Origin of the sequence: Paenimyroides ummariense, from assembly GCF_900115115.1 — a bacterium.
Lineage (GTDB): Bacteria > Bacteroidota > Bacteroidia > Flavobacteriales > Flavobacteriaceae > Flavobacterium > Flavobacterium ummariense.
The window spans coordinates 114,545-139,160 of sequence record NZ_FOVI01000003.1 but is presented as its reverse complement, the minus strand read 5'-3'; the positions used below and the strand labels follow the sequence as shown (position 1 = coordinate 139,160).

Genomic DNA, 24,616 nt, shown 5'->3' with positions numbered 1-24,616 from the left:
CAAATAATTGAAACTAAATATTATTAAACATTCAAAATTATAAATCAAACTACGCAAATACATCGCGCATTAAATTGTATTTTTGATTGATTTTTAACACCAAATAACTATGGCAACCAACAAATCGGCTTTAATTAGATATAAAACCATTGATAAATGTTTACAAAATCGTTACAGAAAATGGACATTGGAAGATTTGATTGAAAAAGTTTCGGATGCTTTGTACGAATTTGAAGGTATTACAACCGGTGTTAGCAAACGAACTATTCAGGCTGATATTCAGTTTATGCGTAGTGACAAGTTGGGATACAATGCGCCAATTGTGGTAACCGACCGTAAATTTTACAGTTACGAGGATCCGGAATATTCAATCACAAAATCGCCAATTAAAGAAGAAGATGTTGATAAAATGAAGGAAATTGTTTCCCTTTTAAAACAGTTTAACGGTTTTCAGTATTTTGATGAAATGAGCGAATTGATTGCCAAATTGGAGAACAACATTTACAAATCGGCAAAGAAAACTCCAAATTACATTCAATTTGAAGATAATAAACAGTTAAAGGGAATTGATCATTTAAGCAGGTTGTATCAGGCAATTTTAAACAAAAAACCGTTGTTGATTGAATATAAATCATTCAAATCTAAACAGGCAATTAAAGAAATTTATCATCCGTATTTATTGAAAGAATATCGAAACCGCTGGTTTTTAATCACTCGAAACAATAAAGGAAAACTTTTGGTGACTTTGGCTTTAGATCGAATAGAAGCTTTTTACGAATTAGACACCAACCTTTTTAAACCTTACGAAGGGATCGATTTTGAAACCTATTTTAGTGAATGTATTGGTGTAACACGCAGTGTAAAAGACCGTCCGCAAAAGGTTATTTTAAAGTTTAATCTTAAAAACGCTCCGTATGTAAAAACCAAACCGCTTCATCATTCACAACAAATTCTTCAGGAAGATGAAACTGGAATGATTGTGCGTATTGATGTGATCCCAAATTTTGAATTAGAACGTGAAATTTTAGGATTTGGCGAATGCGTTGAAGTTTTGGGTCCAAGAAATTTAAGAAGACTGATTCAATATAGAGTTGCAAAGAATAATAGAATTTACAACACAGAAAATGATTCATAATAAAGTCCGAAGAATTTCTTCGGACTTTATATTTTAAAAAGGAACATCGCTGTCATCACTAAAACTGCTACCAAAAATCTGATCGCTTGGCGGTAGATCATTTGTTAAATTTCGATCATTCATGCTCGATGGAAATTCATCAAAAGGCATAAAGGCATCATCTAAATTATCAAACTTACCAAACTTACCAAGGAATTTCAATCGTATGTTATCTAAACCACCATTACGGTGTTTTGCCACGATAAATTCTGCCTGACCTTCTGTCGGGCTTTGTTCATCATCGTCCCAAACATCAATTTTATAATATTCAGGTCGGTAAATAAACGATACAATATCGGCATCCTGCTCAATAGCTCCCGATTCACGTAAATCTGAAAGCAATGGGCGTTTTGAAGATCCACGGGTTTCAACCGCACGCGATAACTGCGAAAGTGCAATAACCGGAATATCTAACTCTTTTGCCAAACCTTTTAAGTTACGCGAAATGGTAGAAATTTCCTGTTCACGGTTTCCGCCTCCTTTTCCATTTCCACCGGCTGTCATTAACTGTAAATAGTCAATAATGATCAATTGAATATCGTATTGCGACTTTAAACGACGCGCTTTTGCACGTAAATCGAATATCGATAGCGAAGGCGTATCATCTATAAATAAAGGTGCTTTTTCTAAATCTTTTACCTTCACGTTCAATTGCTCCCATTCGTGTTGCTCTAATTTTCCGGTTCTCAATTTTTCAGAAGATAAACCGGTTTCCGATGAAATTAAACGGGTAATTAACTGCACACTCGACATCTCTAACGAAAAGAAAGCCACACCTTTATTGGCATCAATGGCAATATTTCTAGCCATAGAAAGTACAAACGCCGTTTTACCCATACCGGGACGTGCAGCAATAATAATTAAATCAGATGGTTGCCAACCAGATGTTAACCCGTCTAATTTATGAAAACCTGTCGGCAAGCCCGATAAACCTTCTCGTTTACCAATTTCTTCGATACGTTTTTTTGCTTGTGCAACTAATGATTGAGCAGTTTCGGTACTTTTCTTAATGTTTCCTTGCGTTACATCGTATAGTTTAGATTCTGCCTGATCTAACAATTCAAAAATATCCGAAGATTCATCATACGCATCTTCTATAATTTCTGCCGAAATTTTAATCAGACTGCGTTGAATGAATTTCTGTAAAATAATACGCGAATGGAACTCGATATGCGCCGACGACGCAATTTTCTGTGTAAGATTAATTAAGTAGAAATCGCCACCTACTAATTCTAATTTTCCGTTTTTTCTTAACTGGGTTGAAACCGTTAAAATATCAATTGGCTGGCTGGCTTTAAAAAGCATTTCAATAGCATCGTAAATATGCTTGTGGGCATCTTTATAAAATGCATCGGGTTTTAAAATATCAATCGCTTCATCAACTCCTTTTTTATCAATCATCATTGCGCCCAGCACAGCTTCTTCTAAATCAACTGCTTGCGGCGGAATTTTTCCTTTTTCTAAGGAAATTATATTCTGATTGGTTTTAAAATTCGTACTTAATACTTTCTCTTGTTCCATAAAGCGAATTTAGTTTTTTTAAAACTATTTTACCAACTAAACTTATTAACTATTTGGTAAAATTGAAAATATTTTGGTGTTGATAAATTAATTTAAATAAAACAAAAAGCTGAACAAAATGTCCAGCTTTTTTTTATTTTATAGTTCTGAATTATTCTGAAAATTCACCCATTTTAGAGTATTTATCCATACGTTCATCAATTAAGGTATTGATGTTCTTTTTAGATAATTCGTTATATGTTTTAACTATAGTTTTCTTAACTGTTTCAAAAGTAGCTGCACGATCGTAATGTGCGCCACCCAATGGTTCAGGAATTACATCATCAATCAAATGATTTTTCTTCATGTCAACCGATGTTAATTTTAAAGCATCTGCAGCAATCTCTTTATATTCCCAACTGCGGAATAAAATCGATGAACAAGATTCAGGCGAAATTACAGAATACCAAGTGTTTTCTAACATAAATACTTTATCGCCAACACCAATTCCCAATGCACCACCAGAAGCACCTTCACCAACAATAATAACGATGATTGGCACTTTAATACGGAACATTTCAAAAATATTGCGTGCAATAGCTTCACCTTGCCCACGTTCTTCGGCTTCTAAACCTGGATAAGCTCCCGGAGTATCAACAAAAGTTACAACAGGCACGTTGAATTTTTCTGCCATTCGCATTAAACGTAAGGCTTTGCGGTAGCCTTCAGGGTTTGCCATACCAAAATTACGGTACTGACGTGTTTTTGTGTTGGTTCCTTTTTGCTGACCGATGAACATGAACGACTGATCGCCAATTTTACCCAAACCTCCAATCATTGCTTTATCGTCTTTAACACCTCTGTCGCCAAAAAGTTCTAAAAACGAATCACCACAAATGGCATTGATATAGTCTAATGTATAAGGACGGTTTGGATGACGCGATAATTGTACACGCTGCCAAGCATTTAAGTTACCGTATATTTCTTTTTTGGTTTCTTCTAATTTCTTTTCGATATTCTTACAAGTTTCTGTAACATCCACATCAGATTCTTCACCAATAATCTGGCATTTATCTAATTGTTCGTTTAACTCTTTAATAGGTAATTCGAAATCTAAATACTCCATAAACCCTTTACTATTTTATGTGTTTTGCAGCTACAAATATAGCGTTTTTATAATTATACCGATGCTTTTTTACGATTTTTAAAATAGGCATTCAACAATACCGTAAGCAGAATGATTAATGCGCCAAAGTAAAAAGCGGGTGTCATTTTTTCCTGATCTTTAAATAAAAAAACCGCCAGTAAAATACCGTAAATAGGTTCTAAATTTATGGTTAGCATTATGGTATAAGGCGATAAATACTTCATTATGTCAATGGTTGCAATAAACGGATAAGCCGTACAGATCGATCCTAAAATCCCTAACCAGATATAATCGTTTGGTTGAAAGTGGAAGTTTTCTGCGGTAAATCCTCCTTGAAAAAATAAGAAACATGCCAAAATAAACAATCCACCTACCAATTCATAAAAACTTATTACAACACTATCGTGCGTATTTGCCAATTTTCCGTTGATGATCGAAAACGAAGCCGATAAAAAAGCCGATGTTAAAGCTACCAAAATTCCCATTTTGTATTGGGTTTCGAACTGAAAAATCAGTAATAATCCAACAACAACCAAGCATCCTAAAAATACTTCATATAGAATAAACTTTCGTTTATAGAAAATTGGTTCTAATATCGAAGTAAAAAAGGCTCCGGTTGAAAGACAGGCTAATGTTATGGATATGTTCGAAATTTTAATGGCGTAGAAAAACGTTAACCAATGTAAGGCTATTACAAATCCGAAGATAAAAAATCTAAAAATATCCTTTGGTTCAATTGCCAGATTCTTTTTTTTAATCAGCAGATAAAACAAAATTACACTGATACCTATTGCTATTCTGGTAAAAACTAAAGGCAAGGCTTCTAAAGTAATTAAATGACCTAGTATGGCGGTAAATCCCCAAATGAAAACGATTAAATGAAGATGTAACTGATTTTTTAAGTTAACGTTTGGCATTATTTAAAAGATAAACAGCAAGGATTCCGAACAGTACATTTGGAAACCACACTGCAAATAATGGATTGATACTTGAGGCTTCTGCCAATGTACCGAAAATTTTATCGAAGAATATATAAGTGAACGCCAAACCAATGCCCATGGCAAGGTTTACTCCCATTCCACCGCGACGCTTCATTGACGAAACCGCCACCGCAATAATTGTTAGGATAAAGGCTGAAACCGGAACGCTGTACTTTTTGTATTTTACCACCATATACGCATTGATGTTTGATGATCCTCGCATTTTTTCTTTTTCTATGAATTGATTTAATTCAGAAAGTGTCATAGTCTCGGCAGCATAAATTGCAGGTGTTAAATCATCCACTTCAAAACTAAACTTCATCCGCTTTTCAGATTCTTTTTCGATCTGATCATCTTGAACTCCCACCGTTCTTTTTTGATAATTATATAAAGTATAATCCTTTGTGCTGTCGTTATAAACAATTCGTCCGGCTTCGATTTTTGAAACCAGATTTAATCCTTTAAACTTTTCTAACGTAAAATTATAGCCTGTTTTAGTACTATAACTAAAATTACTTACAAAAATGAATTCGTTTTTATTGAGCTGTTTGAATACGTTTTGCGTTTCACGAACTTCTTTACGTTTTAAGTATTTGTATCTAAAATCGTTATAACCCAAACTTGCTTTTGGAACAATAAAAAAGCCCATTAATAAAGCGAAAATCGATATAAATGTTGCACCAATAATATACGGACGCAGAAAACGCATATACGAAATTCCCGAACTTAAAATAGCAACAATCTCCGTATTCGATGCTAATTTTGATGTAAACCAAATTATGGAAATAAACAAAAATATCGGGAAAAGCATGTTGGCAAAATAAATTGTAAAATTGCCGTAATACGTTAATACATCAATTAAAGCAATATCGTTTTCTAATATTTTATTGATTTTTTCGGCAACATCAACCGTAATTCCAATAGGAATAAAAAGCAGAATCATTACAAAGAATGTGCCCAGATATCTTTTTAATATGTACCAGTCAATAATTTTCATTCTACCGAAATTATAAACGCGTTGCCATTTGTTTTACCATTTTTTCTTTCCAAGCATAAAACGTTCCTGCAATAATCTGTTTGCGAGCTTCACGTACCAACCACATATAAAAACCAAGATTGTGAATAGTTGCAATTTGCTTTCCTAAATATTCATCAGACACAAATAAATGACGTAAATAAGCTTTAGAATAATCGGTATCAACCCAAGTGTTTCCCATTGGATCAATCGGACTGTAATCATCAGCCCACTTTTTATTTTTTATATTGATGAAACCTTCGCTGGTAAACAACATTCCGTTACGTGCATTACGCGTAGGCATAACACAATCGAACATATCAATACCCAACGCAATGTTTTCTAAAATGTTTATAGGCGTACCAACTCCCATTAAATAACGAGGTTTGTCTTTAGGAAGGATATTGGTTACCACTTCGCACATTTCGTACATTTCTTCGGCAGGTTCACCAACAGATAATCCGCCAATAGCATTACCAACTGCGCCTGCATTTGCAATATATTCTGCCGATTGTGCGCGTAAATCTTTAAAGGTTGATCCTTGAACAATTGGGAAAAATGCCTGATCGTAACCGTATTTTGTTGGAACTTTTTCTAAATGATTAATGCAACGATCTAACCAACGGTGCGTCATGTGCATACTGCGTTGTGCATAACGGTAATCACAAGGATAAGGAGTACATTCATCGAATGCCATAATAATATCGGCACCAATGGTACGTTGAATTTCCATTACATTTTCCGGTGAGAAAAAATGGTAAGATCCATCGATATGCGATTTAAACTTAACGCCTTCTTCTTTGATTTTTCTTCTGCCTGATAGCGAATAAACCTGAAAACCACCAGAATCGGTCAAAATATTTCTGTCCCAATTCATGAATTTGTGTAATCCACCTGCTTTTTCTAAAATTTCGGTTTTTGGACGCAAATACAAATGGTACGTGTTTCCTAAAATAATATCCGGATTAATATCTTCTTTTAGTTCGCGCTGGTGCACTCCTTTTACGGTTGCTGCCGTTCCAACGGGCATAAATATTGGAGTTTCTATAACGCCGTGGTCAGTTGTAATAACGCCTGCCCTAGCTTTTGAGTTTATATCGGTGTGCAGTAAATCGAATTTCATACTTGTTGTTTACAAGCTGCAAATATACATCTTTCGAAAGAATTTTTTTTGATTAATCATTTTTTAATAGTAGTAGTATCGTGACAGACGACTGTTAGCTGGATTATTATGATTAATTTTTTCAATTATAAAATTTTCACTGTTATACTTTAACTGATATTCATAGAAATTGGTGTAATATGGCGTTGTAGTTTTTTGCGATGTAATATTGTTTTTATTGATATAAAACGCCACACGATATGCTTTTGGATAAATATTAAAAAATGGATTTGGATTTGTGTCAAAGGTAAATATTGTAGATCGCTGTGAAGCATTCTGTTGCACTAAATTACCATCTTTTACAATTTGTGTGGGGTTGTATAAACTACCATCGTCATTATAAGTTAAAGATTGTTGTGAAGCTAGCGTATTATTTTTGTTATACGTTTTTATGAATATTATTTGCTTTTTGTTGTTATAAGTAAAATATGAAGTATTATAAATACTAAAATTAGTATCTGATGCCTTTTTAGAAACAAATCGCTTTTCAATAATCTGATTTACATCATTATAAACAAATTTCTCTGCAATAATGTTTTCTCCAATGAAAGAAATAGAATCGACAAAACCATTTTTATGGTAAAAGTATTGTGTTGTATTATCACCCTCGACCTGTTTAATTCTTAAGCCATGTAGTGGTGTTTCAATCTCTGGTAGATCTAACATGTTTGCTTCATCGTCAGTAGAACAAGCTATCATAAATAAAAACAAAATATATAGTAGTAATTTTTTCATAATTGTAGTTTAATAATATGAATATCCAATGTGATCATTGGTATCTGTGGGCATATTTGATATTTTTTCTTCAACGATATAATTTACATCGTTATATCTTAATGTATGTTCATGATAATTACTTTCTGAATATTTTGTAAGAGTGATATTATTTTTATTGACAGCGTGCAAAATACGATACGCTTTTGGATAAATATTATAAAGCGGATTTCTTGTATTATCAAATTCATAAGTTACGCCTCCTTCTTTTACCACATTTTCATTTACAATTTTTAAACTTGGGTTAAATAAGCTACCATCACGATTATATGTAAACGTACGATATTGAATAGCTACATTATTTTGATCATAAGTTGTAGTTGAAATTATTTGATTTTTAGTATTGTATGCGTAATATATTATCTCTTTTCTATTGTTTTGAGGATAATGTGGGAATGAGTAGTAAACTTTACATTCAACAATTTGATTTTGTTTATTGTAGATGTATTTTTCCATAACCTCGTTATATCCATGCCATGAATCTGATGAATAAGTAGAATCTACAAAGCCATTCTTATTATGAAAAAATTGAGTATAATATAGTGCTCCTTTAGATTTAAGTTTTAAACCTTCTGGTGGTGTTTCTATAGTTTGATTGGCACGTGGTCTTTCAAAATCACTTCGTATAAAGTTATCATCAGAACATGCAATCAAACATAATGTAAAAAGAATTAGTAAGTTCTTCTTCATAATCGCAACTTTAATGGTAAGTGAATTGGCGATGATCATCTGTATCCAACCCCATATTAGAAATATCTTCTTCTATAATATAATTTTCAGTATTATATTTTAAAGTGTGAATATTTATATGTACATCAGATCCATAAGTACTTTCGGTTTTTATTACATTATTCTTATTTATGTAGTTTATAATACGATAGGCTTTTGGATAAAGGTTATAGGGTGGATTTCTGAATGAATCAAACTCATATTTTCTTAAAGCATCTTGAACAAGATTACCATTTATAACTCTTTTATCAGCATCAAATAAACTACCATCTTTATTATAGGTGTAAGTAAGATATTCAATTGCAACATTATCTTTGTCGTAAGTAACAGCTGAAGTTATTTGGTTAACAGAATTATAATTGTAAAAGGTAATATCTTTTTTATTAAATTCAGGTTTTTGAGCAACTATTTCATGATAACGAACTTCAACTATTTGGTTTAAATTATTATATATATACTTATGAGCAAAACTACTTCCCCAACTATGATAATTATAAATAGAATCTACAAAACCGTTAGTATTGTAAAAGAATTGTTGATCTATTAAACCATGTTTATATTTTAGCTTTAAACCTTCAGGTGGTATTTCTACCGTTTTATCATTGCGTTGCATTTCAAAATCACTTTTTAAAAAGTCATCATCGGAGCATGCTGTAATACTAGAAATAAACAATAAGAGTATTAAATTTTTCATAAGTATGTGTTTAATTATTAAATATAATAAAAAAAATCCATTCATAAGAACGGATTTTTAACTTATTTCATGAAAATTAACTTCTAAACAACCTAAATGTAACACCAACAGATAAGGCAGCTTTTTTACCAAAATAACTTGGTGTGTATTCACCCTCTTCTTCAGAAATCTTGGTATCACCCATAAAAGATGAAGAAAAACTTTGCTTATACATTGCATATAATCCTACTGTTTCACTAAAATTATACTTTAAACCTAAATGAACTCCTAATGAACGTACTGTAAAATCGGCTCCTAAATAGGGATCTACATTTTCACGTAAATTTAATGCTTCAGTGAAGTGAAATCGAACAAAGCCGCCACCGTCCATACTGTCTAAAAATTTAAATGTTTTTTCGAAACTTTCTGCATCACTTTTATCATTAGCATTTAATAAAAGAGTAAATTGTGATCCCCAAGAAAACAAGTCACTTCTACGAAATTCGTTTTGATATTCAACACCAGACTTTCCACCTACATTGGTATAGCCCAAAAATACTTTATACTCAAGATAGCCATTGTTTCGTTGTGCATGTGATAAAAATTGTACGCCAATTAAGGCAATTGTTAAAATAATTGTTTTTTTCATTATGATTAGGTTAGAGTGTTATATGTTTAATATGAATTCTTCATTCAGCGAAAGAAATAGAAAAATAAGAACACAATTGTTCTTAATAAGTAAGAATTAAAATTCATAAATGCTTTTATTTTATAAACTAACGCTTTTAGTTAATTATTTAAACTATCTCGTTATAATTGCACGAATTTATTCTATTTATATTAAAATCAAAATTTATTTTAACAAATCATTTAGTTTTTTTTAATAAAAAAAAATCCATTCGGAATGAATGGATTTTTAACATATTAATAATCAATATTTTAATTCTCTAACGGAACTGCTGGTAATAATTGCGATGAAACATCACCAAAACCAATACGTACACCGTTTTTCTCACAGTAACCTTTCATAATTACGGTGTCGTAATCTTCAATGAACGCTCGGGTAGATCCATCGGGCATTTCAATTGGGTTTTGTCCGCCCCAAGTTAATTCTAACATAGAACCGAAACTGTCTTTTGTAGGTCCTGAAATGGTTCCAGATCCCATTAAATCGCCCGATGTTACCATACAACCATTTACGGTGTGGTGCGCCAATTGTTGCGCCATTGTCCAGTACATATATTTAAAGTTCGATTTACAAACTGTTTTTGCTTCTTTATCTTCAGGCTGAATAATCACTTCTAAATTAATATCAAAAGAATGATCGCCTTTTTGCTGTAAATATGGTAATGGTTTTGGATCTTCTTGCGATGGACTTGCACAACGGAAAGGTTCTAAAGCATCCATTGTAACTACCCAGCATGAGATTGACGAACCAAAGTTTTTTGCCAAAAATGGTCCAAGTGGCACATATTCCCAAGCCTGAATATCACGTGCAGACCAATCGTTCAACAACACCATTCCAAACATGTGGTTTTCAGCATCATCAACCGAAACTCTGTCGCCCATAATATTAGCATCTGCCGTAATAAACGCTGTTTCTAATTCAAAATCAACACGTTTTGATGGTCCAAAAACAGGTTGCGTTTCTCCCTTTGGTAACGATTGCCCTAACGGACGGTTTACCGGAACACCAGATGGAACAATAGTTGAACTTCTACCGTGATAACCTACCGGTAAATGCAGCCAGTTTGGCAATAAAGCATTTGCAGGATCTCGGAACATCATACCTACATTGGTTGCGTGCTCGCGGCTTGAGTAAAAATCGGTATAATCGCCAATAAAAACAGGCAATTCTACATTCACTTCGTTTACATTAAAAATAGCTAGTTCGCGTGCTTTAGCATCATCACGTAACTTTGGGTTGTTCGCTTCAAAAATTTCAGAAATTCTGTTTCTAACGGCTCTCCAAACTTCTTTTCCTTCGCTAATAAAAGCGTTCAAAGTTTCATCGTACAACACATTATCGTCAAAATCGATATCCTTAAAAAAGCCTAAATCGTTTAAAGCTGTTAAACTAATGGCAAAATCGCCAATTCTGGTTCCAATCACTAAATCGTCTTCTTCAACCGAAAAAACGCCAAAAGGTATATTCTGTATAGGGAAATCACTTGCCGGAGCAACTTCTAACCACGATTTTAAGCTAGGATTGTTAGCAGGTATATTCATAGTTTTAATTATTTTTTGTTCTAATTAGATTACTTATGCGAATATAACAATGATTTTTTATAAATTTGAGTTCAATTTAAAGAATTAATAGAAATGCAACGCGACGAACAAATCTTTGATTTAATATTAGACGAGCAAGAGAGACAAGTTAATGGTTTGGAATTAATTGCTTCGGAGAATTTTGTGAGCGACCAAGTTATGGAAGCTGCAGGATCGGTTTTAACAAATAAATATGCAGAAGGTTACCCAGGTAAAAGATATTACGGTGGTTGTGAAGTTGTTGATATTGTTGAACAAATTGCTATTGACAGAGCTAAAACTTTGTTTAATGCAGAATATGTAAACGTGCAGCCACACTCGGGTTCGCAAGCTAATACGGCGGTTTATGCAGCAGTTTTAAAACCGGGCGACAAAATTTTAGGTTTCGATTTATCGCATGGCGGTCATTTAACGCACGGTTCTCCGGTTAACTTTTCGGGTAAATTATACAACCCTGTTTTTTATGGTGTTGATGAAGCTACCGGATTGATTAATTACGATAAAATTATGGAAGTTGCACAGCGCGAAAAACCTCAATTGATTATTGCAGGTGCATCGGCTTACTCTCGTGATATGGATTTTAAACGTTTCCGCGAAATTGCAGATGCTGTTGGTGCTTTGTTAATGGCAGATATTTCTCATCCGGCGGGTTTAATCGCCAAAGGATTGTTGTCTGATCCGCTTCCTCACTGTCATATCGTTACTACAACAACTCACAAAACTTTGCGTGGACCTCGTGGCGGAATGATTATGATGGGCAAAGATTTTGAAAATCCGTTTGGATTAAAAACGCCTAAAGGTGAAACACGCATGATGTCTGCTTTGTTAGATTCTGCTGTTTTCCCAGGAAATCAAGGTGGTCCGTTAATGCACATTATTGCTGCTAAGGCGGTTGCTTTTGGCGAAGCGTTACAAGACGAATTTATGCATTATGCGTTACAAGTTCAAAAAAATGCACAAGCAATGGCAAGCGCATTTGTAAAACGCGGTTACAATATTATTTCTGGCGGAACTGATAACCATATGATGTTGATTGATTTACGCAACAAAAACATTTCTGGTAAAGAAGCAGAAAATGCTTTGGTTAAAGCCGAAATTACTGTTAATAAAAACATGGTTCCGTTTGATGATAAATCTCCGTTTGTTACATCAGGAATCCGTGTGGGAACTGCAGCAATTACAACGCGTGGTTTGGTTGAAGACGATATGGAAACGATTGTTGATTTAATTGATCGCGTTATAATGAACCATACTAATAAAGAAGTTATTGAACAAATTGCAGACGAAGTGAACGAAATGATGAACGAACGCGCAATGTTTGTTTTTTAACAAATAATTTCAATAAAAAGTTAAAGAGTCACTAAATGTGGCTCTTTTTTTGTTAGTTGTGTAACAAAACAGTACTTTTCACAACAAACACTTAAAATTCATTATATGAAAAACATTTTACTTACACTACTATTACTTTTTTTAAGCATCTCGGTTCAGGCGCAACAATTGGTTCAGGGAATCGTTAAAGATATCGAAACCGACAAACCTATTCAATATGTAATGATTATTGGAAATGTATCCGGAAAAAGCACGGTTACCAACAGCGAAGGTCGATTTCAATTTAATCTGCCTGCACAAGATTCTAAGCTAATAATTAAACATTTAGATTATTTTACGCAGGAATTATCTACTAAAAATACTAAATCATTTAGTGTTCAAATGCAGTCTTCAACTGAATCTTTAGAGGAAATCGTTATTTTAAAAACATCAATAAAAGATGAAATTGAAAAAGCAATTAAAACATCGCAGGAAAAATTCGCAAAAAATTTAAAACTGAATACTTTTTACCGAGAGTTGCTTTACATAAACGGAACAATGTATCAGTACGAAGATGCTGAAATTGATTATTACTTGCAATCGATCAAAAAAAATGATGTTATTGTAAAAGAAAGCCGAAGCGTAAAATTTTCTAACGAAGAAGCTAAAAAATTTGATTCGCTTTCTAATATCAGATATTACTGGGGTGATTTTAAAGATAATGTATCCTATGAATTTAATTTTCAGTTTATTAAAAACATTATTACAGACAAAGAATACGATTTATACATTACTGCTAAAACCGCTGCAGATGGAACAGAATTGTATGTTTTAAATTTTAATCCGATTGATAATGCCAAAAAAGCAACACTTTCGGGTAAAATGATTTATGGGGCAAAAGATTATTTGATTAGAGAAATTAAAGCAGATTTATCTGAAAAATTTATAAACAATAACGAATTTACACAACAAAACAATCACCGTTTTAAACGCAGTTTTTATAACCGAACTACTATTTTTAATCTTTTTAACAATAACTATACTCTAGCATATACGTCGTACCGAATTTTTGGTGTTTCACAAGTTGCAAACCAGCTTACCAAAGTAGGCGGTGTTATGGAGCTTTTGATAGATTCAATTGATGAAAATCCGATAAAACCAAACAGCGAAAATTTTTATACCGATAACAAACTAACTCGATTAGGCAAAAACTACAAAACAAAATATTGGGAAAAATTTAATGTAGTACCATTGACTTTTAAAGAAGAGCAAATGCTTATAGAGATTAATAAATAAAAAGAGAGTTTTTTACAAACTCTCTTTTTTTCTGAATAATTTATTTTCTTTAAGAAGCGTTGCAACCGTTTCTGGAACATCACTTTCCCAACTGTCATCGTTTTCCTGTATTTTTTTAAGTACTTTGTGCGAGAATATTTTTAAATTTTTTAGTTCAAAATTTTCAATATCAATAATCTGATCTTGTTCTTTAAAATAATTATAGATCGGTTTTAACGTTTTGTCATGCAATTCTATATTTTCGGCAGTAATAACTTCTTCTTTTTCATTTAAAAACGGATACGCATAAATTTCCAATCCGTGTTTAAACAATCTTCCCAAACCTTCAAACAAACCACCTGGTAAATTGGTGTAGTGTTTTGCATCAAAAATTTCAATTAAACTCGGAATTCCAATAGTTAATGCAATTTTTTCCTGCGAATAATTCCAGATATAATCAACCGCCTTAAAATATTCTTTAAAGTTCGATATCATTACCGTATGCCCTAAAGCACAAAGTAATTCTGCACGATCAAGAAAATCCTGCTCATCAACTTCGCCCAAAGCTAAAAGGTTGTTCAATGTAATTTCAAAAATAACCGCCGTTTTATCAATCGATAACTGATTTTTACTTAAAAATTGATTCAGCGATTTTTGATACATATTAATGTTTACAATAGTTACCGGACGAAAACTGCCGCGTAACAACAACACGTTTTTTCTGAACAACGTATTTGCAGGCAGAATATTTTGTCCGTTTGGTCCAAACATAACCGCATCTGCCATTCCGTTCTTCACCAAAAACAAACTCATTAAACGATTGTCGACATTTTTAAACGCCGGACCCGAAAAGTTAATGGTATCAATTTCTAACTGGTCTTTATCTAAATGATCGTATAAATTGTAAATCAGTTTTTTAGGATCGTGGTATTGGTAAAATGCACCGTAAATTAAATTCACACCCAAAGTTCCTAAGGTACGCTGTTGCAGCAAAACATCGTTTTCTTTAAACTGAATATGCAAAATAATCTCGTTAAATTCCCCTTGAGGTTCGTTCTGAAAACGGATACCTACCCAACCATGACCTTTAAATTTCTTAGCAAAATCTATCGTTGCAACCGTATTGGCATAACTAAAGTAAATTCTGTTCGGGTTTTCGGTATGATCCAAACGTTCTTCCAACAATTGCACTTCATGATCTAACATTTTGTGCAAACGGTTTTCGGTAACATAGCGTCCGTCTGGCTCTGTGGTGTAAATGGCATCGCTAAACTGTTTGTCGTATGCCGACATTGCTTTTGCAATGGTTCTTGAAGCCGCACCAGCTCTGAAAAAATGACGAGCAGTTTCTTGTCCTGCACCAATTTCAGAAAAAGATCCGTAAATATTTTTGTTTAAATTAATCTTTAAAGTTTTGTCTGACAAGGCTTGTTTTTGATCTGTAACACGATCGCCTTGTAATACTAAATCGTCTGCAAAAATATTGCTCATATTTCTATTATTGTTTGACTATAAAATTACTAAAATCATTTTTAATGTGCTATTTTTGTAAAAAAGAATCTTAAGTGAAAATACATTTTTTAGGTACGGGTACATCGCAGGGCATTCCGGTTATAGGAATTAAACATCCTGTTTGCTTAAGTACCAATCTAAAAGATAAACGTTTGCGATCGTCGATTTTAATCGATTGGAACAACACCAAAATTTTAATTGATTGTGGTCCCGATTTCAGACAACAAATGTTACGGATTGATAACGATGCTTTAGATGCTATTTTATTTACCCACGAACATGCAGACCATACGGCAGGTTTAGACGATATTCGCCCCTATTGTTTTATGGAAAGTAAAGCTATGCCGGTTTATGCTCAAAATAGAGTTGTTGAAAGTTTAAAACGTAGGTTTGATTATATTTTTGAAACAACCAACAGATATCCGGGAGCACCATCCATTGAAATTCATGAAATTGAAGCTTACAAAGATTTTTCTGTCAACAATAAAATTATAAAACCTTTGCTGGTTAATCATGGTTCATTGCCTATTTTAGGCTATCGATTTGAAAATTTTGCCTATCTAACCGATGTTAAAACGCTTGATGAAGCCACTTACAAACAGTTAGAAAATTTAGATGTTTTGGTAATTAATGCCTTGCGCATACAAGAACATCCCACACATAATAATTTAACCGAAGCTTTAGAACATATCAGTAAAATAAAACCTAAAAAAGCCTATTTAACACATATTGGTTTTCAACTGGGTTTTCATGATGAAATAGAAACTATTTTACCTGAGAATGTTTTTTTAGCTTACGATCAACTAATTTTAGATATTTAATGAAACGTATTTATTTATATTTGTTTATATTTTCTCTTATAATTAATATCTTTTTAATTGTAAACGATGGAAGAATATTAAAGGCAAAAGACCAACATATTGAAAGTTTGGAAAAAAGACTGAAACGTTCGCAGGATTCATTAAAAGCATTAGAAAAAAGAATAGTAACCGATAAATCTTAAAAATATGAAACGAAACATATTAGGTATTTTAGTAGTAGGATTTCTTACTTTTTCGTGTACTAAAGAGAAAGATACAACCGATGCTCTTAATACGGTAATGGTAAAAGATTCTTTGGAAATGTATAAGAAATTATACGATGAAGCTGCTTATTTTTCTATTGATAAAAACGAAAATGCCCAGAAACAGTTCGCTCCACAAGAATTAGAAACCGTTATGGCAAAAGTAGTTCAAGATTTTAGCGAATTGAATCAGCAGGAAGGCGGCAATCCTTTATTACCAGTTGATTCTACAGGAAATCCTACCAAAGTAAACAAAATGTCGGTTATAAATCACAAGTGGTTAATAATAGATTTTTATGGCGAAGGAGTTGTTGGCGAGTTAATGATTAAGTACAATTATAGTCCAGATAAAACAACTGAGTTCACTGTATTAGATACCGTATTATATTAAAAAAGTTTCCAAATTTGGAAACTTTTATTTTTCTAGAAACGCTTTTAAATCATAAAAGTTTTGTGGTGCTACCCCATGACCAACCGGATATTCTTTATATTCAAAAGAAATTTGTAAAGGCTCTAAAAATGCTGCTGATTTTCTTGCCCATTCAACCGGAATTACTTGATCTACCGTACCGTGCGATCCAAAAATCTTTAAGTGATTATAAGTAGAAACATCGGTTTTTGGTGTCATTATTTCAGGGTTAAAATAACCGCTTAAAGCAGCAACTTTATTTATCTTTTCCGGATACGTAACCGCAATGGCATAACTTAAAATAGCACCTTGACTAAAGCCAACCAAGTTTACATTTGTTGTATCAATAGGATATTTTGCTGCTAATTCATCAATAAATTTTACCAAAAAATCTCGTGATTCCATTGCTTGATCGTTATCGCTGAATTTATTCATATCGGCATCAAAAGTAATAGCATACCAAGCAAAACCATAAGGCGGAACCTTATAAGGTGCCTGAACCGAAACCACGTAATAATTATTTGGTAATTCTGGCGCAAATGAAAACAAATCTTCTTCGTTGCTTCCATAACCGTGAATTAAAATAATCAGTGGATTTTGTTCTTTAACAACCTTTGGTTCTTGTATTAAATAATTTAATATTCCTTTTTGCATAGTTATTTTTTAGATGAAAATATTTTTTGAATAAAACCTCCAATTACCGGTATCAATTTATATTCGTTAGAAACAGCTCCCGAGAAACTGTAAATCCATAAAATAAAGATAAAAATGTAAAAACCAATTAAAGTAGGCATAAACATAACTTCTGGTACAATTGGTAAAATAGCACTGATTAGTAAAAACAGCAGAAAAATTCCAACTGATTGTTTTATATAGAAACTGCCAAATTTATCCTTTTCTTCTTGATTGATGAACCATGCAATTACAGGTCCTAAAAAAGTTAAATGAGCAATAATTGCAGCCAGTTTACCGTCTTTTGAAATGTTGTTTGCTTCCATTACTTAATAACTAATTTGTTGTTATTGTAAATTCCGTAAACAAAACCTTTCATTTTATGATTTAAAAATGCTGAGTTTTTAGATTTTGATAGGATATCATTTTTATTAAATGTATATTCTTTTGAAGGATCGAACAACGTTAAATCTGCTTTTGATCCAACTTTAATTACGTTTTCATCATTCAAGAAAATTGATTTTGCTGCCTGAAGTTTTTCAACAACAACATCTAAAGGAAGAATTTCTAACAAGACTCCAAAAGCCGATTCTAAGCCAATAGTTCCGTCTTTTGCCATATCAAATTCCATTTTTTTGTGTTCGATATCCATCGCACAATGGTCGCTTGTAATCACATCAATCGTTCCATCTAAAACTCCGTTGATTAAAGCTTGCTGATGGGCTTTATCACGAATTGGAGGATTTACTTTAAAACGTGTATCAAAATCAGTTAAAACTTCATCTGTTAAAACCAAATTATGTATTGCTACGCTACAAGTTACATTCAAACCTTTTACTTTTGCTTCTTTAATCATTTCTACCGATTTTGCTGTAGAAATTGTTGGTACATGCATTTTTCCACCTGTATATTCTAACAAAAATAGGTTGCGAGCCAATACAATTTCTTCTGCCAATGGCGGAACTCCCTTTAAACCTAATTGTGTAGATTTAATACCTTCGTGCACAACGCCTTTACCTTTAATTAAAGAATCGTTACAAAAAGCGATAACGGTAGCGTTAAAATCTTGGGTGTATTGCAAACCAATTTTCAACAAATTAGCATTTGCTGTACTCTTTTTATAATCGCCAAAAGCAATGGCTCCGGCATTCTGCATATCGTACATTTCGGCTAAATCGGCACCTTCTTGGTTTTTAGTAAAAGCACCAATTGGGTGCAAAGTTGTCGCAAAATTTGCTGCTTTTGTTTTGACAAAACTAACAATTGACTGATTGTCTATAACCGGCGAGGTATTCGGTTGATAAGCTATATGTGTAAATCCGCTTTTTGCTGCAACATTTAAGCCGTTTGCAATTGTTTCGCGATCTTCAAAACCTGGTTCGCCAAACGAAACCGATGAATCCATCCATCCGCTTGAAACATGCAGGTTTTCTAAAGAAAGAATTTCAAAATTTGTGGAGTTAATTTCTGATGCAATTTCAGCAATCACACCGTTTTCGATTTTTATATCGACTTTTTTCTGATTGAATTCACTTGAAGAATCTACAATTGTAGCATTTTTTATAACGATATTCATTGTATGAATGGTTGTATTGTTTAAAAATCTTACAAAATTAATGATATTATGATTTAAAACCGATTATTTGAATCTATTTTTAATCAATATTTTTATGAAAATGAAAATCATTAAAAATTCATAATCTATTAATTATCAATCGATAAAAAACTCCTGCTCCATTTCAGCTTTTTGAATTAGATTATCCCACAAAAAAATAGTATATTAGCACGTTAAAATTCGAAATAATAAAAGTATAAAATATGATCTCTGACGGAGAAAAGTTAATTCCTATTAACATCGAAGAAGAAATGAAATCGGCATACATTGATTATTCAATGTCCGTTATCGTTTCCAGAGCATTACCAGATGTTCGAGATGGATTGAAACCTGTTCACCGCCGTGTATTATTCGGTATGTACGAATTAGGTGTTACTGCAAGCAAAGCTCATAAAAAATCTGCCCGTATTGTTGGGGAAGTTTTAGGTAAATACCACCCTCACGGCGATTCGTCTGTTTACGATGCCATGGTTCGTATGGCACAGGAATGGAGCTTACGTTATTTATTGGTAGACGGACAAGGAAACTTTGGTTCGGTAGATGGCGATAGTCCTGCGGCTATGCGTTATACCGAGGCTAGAATGAAAAAGATTTCGGAAGAAATTTTGGCTGATATCGATAAAGAAACGGTTGATTTTCAGTTAAACTTCGATGATACTTTAGAAGAACCTAAAGTAATGCCAACCAAAATACCTACTTTATTGGTAAACGGAGCATCGGGAATTGCTGTTGGTATGGCAACAAATATGGCACCACATAACTTAACAGAAGTCATTAACGGTACGTTGGCTTATATCGACAACAACGATGTTGAAATTGATGAATTACTACATCATATCAAAGCACCTGATTTCCCAACAGGAGGAATCATTTATGGTTACGAAGGTGTAAAAGAAGCTTACAAAACCGGTCGCGGTCGCGTTGTTATGCGTGCAAAAGCGAATTTCGAAGAGATCGATGGTAAAGAATGTATCATTGTTTCAGAAATTCCTTATCAGGTAAACAAAGCCGAAATGATCAAGAAAACGGCTGAATTGGTTAACGACAAAAAAATTGAAGGAATATCAACAATACGTGACGAATCAGACCGTAAAGGTATGCGTATCGTTTATGTATTAAAACGTGAAGCTGTACCAAACATTGTGCTAAACATGTTGTACAAGTTTACGCAGTTGCAATCATCGTTCAGCATCAACAATATTGCGTTGGTAAACGGTCGTCCGCAGTTATTAAATCTAAAAGAATTAATTCATTATTTCGTAGAGCACCGTCACGAAGTAGTTACGCGTCGTGCAGAATACGAATTAAGAAAAGCACAAGAACGTGCACATATTTTAGAAGGATTAATTATTGCTTCTGATAATATCGATGAAGTAATTCAAATCATCCGTAGTTCTAAAAATGCCGATGAAGCTCGTGAACGTTTAATTGAACGTTTTTCTTTATCGGAAATTCAGGCTCGTGCCATAGTTGAAATGCGTTTGCGTCAGTTAACAGGTCTAGAGCAAGAAAAATTACGTGCAGAGTTTGATGAAATCATGAAGTTAATTGCTCATTTACAAGAATTATTGGCAAGCAAAGAATTGCGAATGAATCTTATTAAAGAAGAATTAACTGAAATTCGCGATAAATACGGTGATGACCGCAGATCTCATATTGAATATGCAGGTGGCGAAATGAATATTGAAGATTTAATTGCCGATGAGCAGGTTGTTATCACTATTTCGCACGCGGGTTACATTAAACGTACACCGTTAAGCGAATATAAAACACAAAACCGCGGTGGTGTTGGTCAAAAATCGGCAGGGACACGCGATCAAGATTTCTTAGAACACATGTATGTGGCAACAAACCACCAATATATGTTGTTCTTAACGCAAAAAGGAAAATGTTTCTGGTTGCGCGTTTACGAAATTCCAGAAGGAAGCAAACAAGCAAAAGGTCGTGCAATTCAGAACTTAATCAATATTGAAAACGACGATAAAGTAAAAGCATTTATCTGTACGCAAGATTTACGTGACGAAGAATACACAAGCAATCATTATATTGTAATGTGTACCAAACAAGGTCAGGTTAAGAAAACATCGTTAGAACAGTATTCTCGTCCGCGTCAGAATGGTATCAATGCCATTACGATTAAAGACGGAGATGAATTGTTAGAAGCAAAATTAACCGACGGAAATTCTAAAGTATTGGTTGCTGCTAAAAACGGTAAAATGGTTCGATTCGATGAATCTAAAACCCGCCCAATGGGAAGAACGGCATCTGGAGTTCGCGGTATTAAGTTAGCTGATGAAAAAGATGAGGTTATTGGTTTGGTAACGGTATCCGATTTAGAATCAGAAATTTTAGTTGTTTCAGAAAACGGTTACGGAAAACGTTCGTCTTTAGATGCTTACCGCGAAACAAACCGTGGTGGTAAAGGTGTTAAGGCAATGAACATTACTGATAAAACCGGTGCGTTAATCTCGATCAATTCGGTTACAGATAATGATGATTTAATGATCATTAACAAATCAGGATTAACTATTCGTTTACGTGTGTCTGATCTTCGTGTAATGGGTCGTAATACGCAAGGTGTTCGATTAATCAACATCAAAGGAAATGATTCTATTGCTGCAGTTGCAAAGGTTATGCGTGATGAAGATGATGAAAATGAAATGGATGACGAATTGAAAAAAGATCTTTTAGCGGTTGATGAAAACGACATTTTAGAAGATGTTGTTGATGATATCGAAGAGGATGATGATGATATTGTAGAAGACGAAGAAGATACAAATGAAGAATAAATTAATGATAATGAGCATGTTTTTAATAACATGCTCTTCTTCTTTTGCTCAAAAAAATGAGTTAAAAGAATTGGAAAAACTGGTTAAAAGAAACAATACAACTGAAACAGCAGCATTACTTTCAACCGTGGAAAAAATGCTTCCACAAGCAACAGACGATCAAAAAGCGGCTTATTATTTCTTTAAAACAAAGAATTTAATCAATCTTGCAAATAGCGGAGTTGATTTTAATGAAAATCGATCAAAAGCTATCGAATCAATCAATCACTTGATTAAGTTTGAAAACGAAACCAAAAGTAAAAAATATACTACCGAAGTTACTGCTTTAAAAAATACGCTATTGGCAGAATTGGTTGATGAAGCCATTGACAGCAACAGAAATAAAGATTATAAAAAATCGAGTCGCTTGTTTGAGCAAGCTTATAATTTAAATGCAACCGATACGGTTTACTTATATTATGCTGCAAGCGATGCTGTAAATGCAAAGGATTTTGATTATGCCGAAAGTAAGTTTAAAGATTTAATTAAGCTGAAATATAACGGAGAATCGCAAACTTATGTTGCAACTTCACAAACAACGGGTAAAGTAGAATCTTTCGGTTTTGATAGAAAAGCGCGTGATTTGGCTGTTAAAAGTGGTACACATACAAAAGCTGAAACCATATTTAGTAAAAGTGCTAAACCAGATATTTACAATAACTTAACGCATATTCTTTTAAATAAGCAGAACTATTCCGAAGCGGAGAACTATGCTTTAACGGCTTATAATTTAGATAAAGACAATGTAAACAGTCTGCTGAATGTATTGTTTTTATACTACAACACCAACCGTTTAGATAGGTTTGAAGAACATGCAAAAAAAGGTATTGAACGTTTTCCGCAAAATGAAATATTACTTTACAATTTGGCGATTATTAATATGCAAAACAACCAGAATGAACAGGCTAAAGAATATTTAAGCAAGATTTTGCTGTTGAATAAAAATCATTTTGACGCTTTAAAATCCTTGGGTAATATTGAATTACAGAAAGATGCCGATATAACCAACAAGATTAATGCGTTGCCAAATACAACAACATCAAACAAAAAACGTAACGATCTAATGCAAGAAAAACGATTGGTTTATACTACCACTTTAGATTATTACAAAAAAGCACAAGCAATTAATCCTAAAGACGAAAGTTTAAATGAGTTAATTACACAAATTCAAGATTTTTTAAAGAATAATTAATAAAAATGGCTTCCAATGTGGGAGCCATTTTTTACATATATCTTGTTTCAAAATACTGCATTACTTCAACAAATTTTTGAACACTTGTTATTGGTAAGGCGTTATACATTGATGCGCGGTAACCACCAAAAACTCTGTGACCTTTTACGCCATAAATTCCTTCGCTAGAACATAATTCATCAAATGCTTTTGTTTGATTTTCATCTTTCAGAAAAAAAGTAGCATTCATTGTAGAGCGATCTTCTATAGCTGCGGTTCCATAAAACAGACTGTTTCTATCAATTTCAGAATACATTAAATTAGCTTTTGCATTATTTCTACGTTCTGCAGCAGTAATTCCGCCTAAATCTTTCAGCCATTTCATTGTAAGGTAACTTACATAAACCGAAAAAACCGAAGGTGTATTGTACATACTTTCCCTTTCGATATGCTTTTTATAGTTCATGATATTCGGAATACTTCTGTTGGTTTTATCCAGCAATTCATCTTTTACAACAATCAAATTTACTCCAGATGTTCCCGCATTTTTTTGGGCACAAGCATAGATCAAATCGAACTTTGAAAAATCTAAATTTCGAGAGAAAATATCCGAACTCATATCGCAAACCAACGGAATATCAGTCTCAGGAAATTCTTTAAACTGCGTACCGTAAATGGTATTATTCGATGTAATGTGTAAGTAATCTAAATCATTAGGAACTAGAATATTTTTGGGAATATAACTGTAATTTTTATCTTTTGATGATGCCACTTCAATAACTTCACCAAAATAAGCAGCATCGTTTTTTGCATTATTTGCCCAGTTTCCTGTATTAAGGTAACCTGCTTTACCGTCAACTTTCATTAAATTATTGGCAACTCGAACAAATTCTAAACTAGCTCCGCCTTGCAGAAGCAAAGCAGAATATCCTTTACCTTGCAAATTCAATAATTCCAAAGCTAAACTTCGAGCCGAATTCATAATTTCAACAAATGAAGTATCTCTGTGGGAAATTTCAATTAAAGACAATCCCGAATTATTGAAATTCAATACGGCTTCCGAAGCTTTTTGTAAAACTTCTGGTGGCAAAATACTTGGTCCGGAACTAAAATTATGCATTTTCATTATTATTTCTAAATTTTAAAGAAACCTACACCCTACCTTTCAACGCATTAAAAACCCAGGCAATTGCAAAAAAGCCCACGCCAACTGCACCAAAGCCCCAGCCGGCAACATCAGCATAGCGATAAATTGCCAAACCAACTAAAATACAGCCCATAAGAACCATGATTAATGTTGCCCAGCCTAATATTTTGTTTTTATTTAATGACATAATTTGA

The 24,616-nt window shown here is 33.2% G+C and carries 23 protein-coding genes; 7 read left to right on the top strand and 16 right to left on the bottom strand.

The window, feature by feature from the left end; all coding sequences use genetic code 11:
* Nucleotides 1-109 precede the first annotated feature (109 nt).
* Nucleotides 110-1,135, top strand: a complete 1,026-nt coding sequence (locus BM253_RS03565) for a helix-turn-helix transcriptional regulator (RefSeq protein WP_091519254.1) — start codon at nucleotides 110-112, stop codon at nucleotides 1,133-1,135.
* A 33-nt stretch (nucleotides 1,136-1,168) separates the two neighbouring features.
* Here the strand turns inward: BM253_RS03565 and dnaB are convergent, their stop codons facing one another.
* The 10 genes from dnaB to fahA form a co-directional block, all read right to left on the bottom strand.
* Nucleotides 1,169-2,695, bottom strand: coding sequence for a replicative DNA helicase (gene dnaB / locus BM253_RS03560; RefSeq protein ID WP_091519250.1), 1,527 nt, complete (start codon nucleotides 2,693-2,695; stop codon nucleotides 1,169-1,171).
* A gap of 151 nt (nucleotides 2,696-2,846) precedes the next feature.
* The gene (locus BM253_RS03555; protein ID WP_091519247.1) at nucleotides 2,847-3,800 is read right to left on the bottom strand and encodes an acetyl-CoA carboxylase carboxyltransferase subunit alpha; all 954 of its coding nucleotides are present in this window, start codon (nucleotides 3,798-3,800) and stop codon (nucleotides 2,847-2,849) included.
* 53 nt (nucleotides 3,801-3,853) lie between these two features.
* Nucleotides 3,854-4,738, bottom strand: coding sequence for a DMT family transporter (locus BM253_RS03550; protein ID WP_091519243.1), 885 nt, complete (start codon nucleotides 4,736-4,738; stop codon nucleotides 3,854-3,856).
* A complete protein-coding gene (locus BM253_RS03545) occupies nucleotides 4,725-5,798 on the bottom strand; it encodes an LptF/LptG family permease (protein WP_091519239.1) in 1,074 nt (357 codons plus the stop codon). Before BM253_RS03545 ends, BM253_RS03550 begins: the two co-directional genes overlap by 14 nt.
* A gap of 10 nt (nucleotides 5,799-5,808) precedes the next feature.
* The gene (gene tgt, locus BM253_RS03540) at nucleotides 5,809-6,939 is read right to left on the bottom strand and encodes a tRNA guanosine(34) transglycosylase Tgt (protein WP_091519236.1); all 1,131 of its coding nucleotides are present in this window, start codon (nucleotides 6,937-6,939) and stop codon (nucleotides 5,809-5,811) included.
* A gap of 63 nt (nucleotides 6,940-7,002) precedes the next feature.
* The gene (locus BM253_RS03535; RefSeq protein ID WP_143095576.1) at nucleotides 7,003-7,713 is read right to left on the bottom strand and encodes a hypothetical protein; all 711 of its coding nucleotides are present in this window, start codon (nucleotides 7,711-7,713) and stop codon (nucleotides 7,003-7,005) included.
* A 9-nt stretch (nucleotides 7,714-7,722) separates the two neighbouring features.
* Nucleotides 7,723-8,442 carry a hypothetical protein gene (locus BM253_RS03530; protein ID WP_143095575.1) on the bottom strand — a complete coding sequence of 240 codons (720 nt, stop codon included), beginning with the start codon at nucleotides 8,440-8,442 and terminating at the stop codon, nucleotides 7,723-7,725.
* Between the two features lie 10 nt (nucleotides 8,443-8,452).
* Nucleotides 8,453-9,175: a hypothetical protein gene (locus BM253_RS03525; protein WP_091519219.1), complete on the bottom strand. Its 723-nt coding sequence runs from the start codon at nucleotides 9,173-9,175 to the stop codon at nucleotides 8,453-8,455.
* Nucleotides 9,176-9,251: 76 nt separating this feature from the next.
* Complete coding sequence (locus tag BM253_RS03520) at nucleotides 9,252-9,803, bottom strand: DUF6646 family protein (RefSeq protein WP_091519215.1); 552 nt, start codon at nucleotides 9,801-9,803, stop codon at nucleotides 9,252-9,254.
* Between the two features lie 290 nt (nucleotides 9,804-10,093).
* Nucleotides 10,094-11,383, bottom strand: a complete 1,290-nt coding sequence (gene fahA, locus BM253_RS03515) for a fumarylacetoacetase (protein WP_091519211.1) — start codon at nucleotides 11,381-11,383, stop codon at nucleotides 10,094-10,096.
* Nucleotides 11,384-11,476: 93 nt separating this feature from the next.
* Between fahA and glyA the strand changes: the two genes are divergently transcribed.
* Nucleotides 11,477-12,751 carry a serine hydroxymethyltransferase gene (gene glyA, locus BM253_RS03510; protein WP_091519209.1) on the top strand — a complete coding sequence of 425 codons (1,275 nt, stop codon included), beginning with the start codon at nucleotides 11,477-11,479 and terminating at the stop codon, nucleotides 12,749-12,751.
* Nucleotides 12,752-12,856: 105 nt separating this feature from the next.
* Entirely contained in the window at nucleotides 12,857-14,026 is a 1,170-nt protein-coding gene (locus tag BM253_RS03505; protein ID WP_091519206.1) for a carboxypeptidase-like regulatory domain-containing protein, read from the top strand.
* 12 nt (nucleotides 14,027-14,038) lie between these two features.
* On the opposite strand, the gene BM253_RS03500 is transcribed toward BM253_RS03505, so the two are convergent.
* On the bottom strand, nucleotides 14,039-15,496 hold the full coding sequence (locus tag BM253_RS03500; RefSeq protein ID WP_091519203.1) for a nicotinate-nucleotide adenylyltransferase: 1,458 nt from the start codon (nucleotides 15,494-15,496) through the stop codon (nucleotides 14,039-14,041).
* A gap of 74 nt (nucleotides 15,497-15,570) precedes the next feature.
* Here BM253_RS03500 and BM253_RS03495 point away from each other — a divergent pair, with 74 nt between their 5' ends.
* Nucleotides 15,571-16,338, top strand: a complete 768-nt coding sequence (locus tag BM253_RS03495; RefSeq protein ID WP_091519200.1) for an MBL fold metallo-hydrolase — start codon at nucleotides 15,571-15,573, stop codon at nucleotides 16,336-16,338.
* A 186-nt stretch (nucleotides 16,339-16,524) separates the two neighbouring features.
* Nucleotides 16,525-16,971 (top strand): hypothetical protein, encoded by a 447-nt coding sequence (locus BM253_RS03485; protein WP_091519194.1) that lies wholly within the window; start codon nucleotides 16,525-16,527, stop codon nucleotides 16,969-16,971.
* A gap of 24 nt (nucleotides 16,972-16,995) precedes the next feature.
* Here BM253_RS03485 and BM253_RS03480 read toward each other — a convergent pair whose 3' ends face one another.
* From BM253_RS03480 to BM253_RS03470, 3 genes are read right to left on the bottom strand one after another with little or no spacing between them, the layout of a single operon-like run.
* Nucleotides 16,996-17,643, bottom strand: a complete 648-nt coding sequence (locus BM253_RS03480) for an alpha/beta hydrolase (RefSeq protein WP_091519190.1) — start codon at nucleotides 17,641-17,643, stop codon at nucleotides 16,996-16,998.
* A 2-nt stretch (nucleotides 17,644-17,645) separates the two neighbouring features.
* Entirely contained in the window at nucleotides 17,646-17,987 is a 342-nt protein-coding gene (locus BM253_RS03475) for a hypothetical protein (protein ID WP_091519187.1), read from the bottom strand.
* Nucleotides 17,987-19,237: a dihydroorotase gene (locus BM253_RS03470; protein WP_091519184.1), complete on the bottom strand. Its 1,251-nt coding sequence runs from the start codon at nucleotides 19,235-19,237 to the stop codon at nucleotides 17,987-17,989. Before BM253_RS03470 ends, BM253_RS03475 begins: the two co-directional genes overlap by 1 nt.
* Nucleotides 19,238-19,482: 245 nt before the next feature.
* Here BM253_RS03470 and gyrA point away from each other — a divergent pair, with 245 nt between their 5' ends.
* Together gyrA and BM253_RS03460 are read left to right on the top strand one after the other, a co-directional pair.
* On the top strand, nucleotides 19,483-22,065 hold the full coding sequence (gene gyrA / locus BM253_RS03465; protein WP_091519468.1) for a DNA gyrase subunit A: 2,583 nt from the start codon (nucleotides 19,483-19,485) through the stop codon (nucleotides 22,063-22,065).
* Entirely contained in the window at nucleotides 22,055-23,296 is a 1,242-nt protein-coding gene (locus BM253_RS03460) for a tetratricopeptide repeat protein (protein WP_091519180.1), read from the top strand. Before gyrA ends, BM253_RS03460 begins: the two co-directional genes overlap by 11 nt.
* Before the next feature lie 31 nt (nucleotides 23,297-23,327).
* Here the strand turns inward: BM253_RS03460 and serC are convergent, their stop codons facing one another.
* Nucleotides 23,328-24,401: a 3-phosphoserine/phosphohydroxythreonine transaminase gene (serC, locus tag BM253_RS03455; protein WP_091519176.1), complete on the bottom strand. Its 1,074-nt coding sequence runs from the start codon at nucleotides 24,399-24,401 to the stop codon at nucleotides 23,328-23,330.
* A 25-nt stretch (nucleotides 24,402-24,426) separates the two neighbouring features.
* Nucleotides 24,427-24,609 carry a CAL67264 family membrane protein gene (locus BM253_RS03450; RefSeq protein WP_091519172.1) on the bottom strand — a complete coding sequence of 61 codons (183 nt, stop codon included), beginning with the start codon at nucleotides 24,607-24,609 and terminating at the stop codon, nucleotides 24,427-24,429.
* Nucleotides 24,610-24,616: the final 7 nt, after the last annotated feature.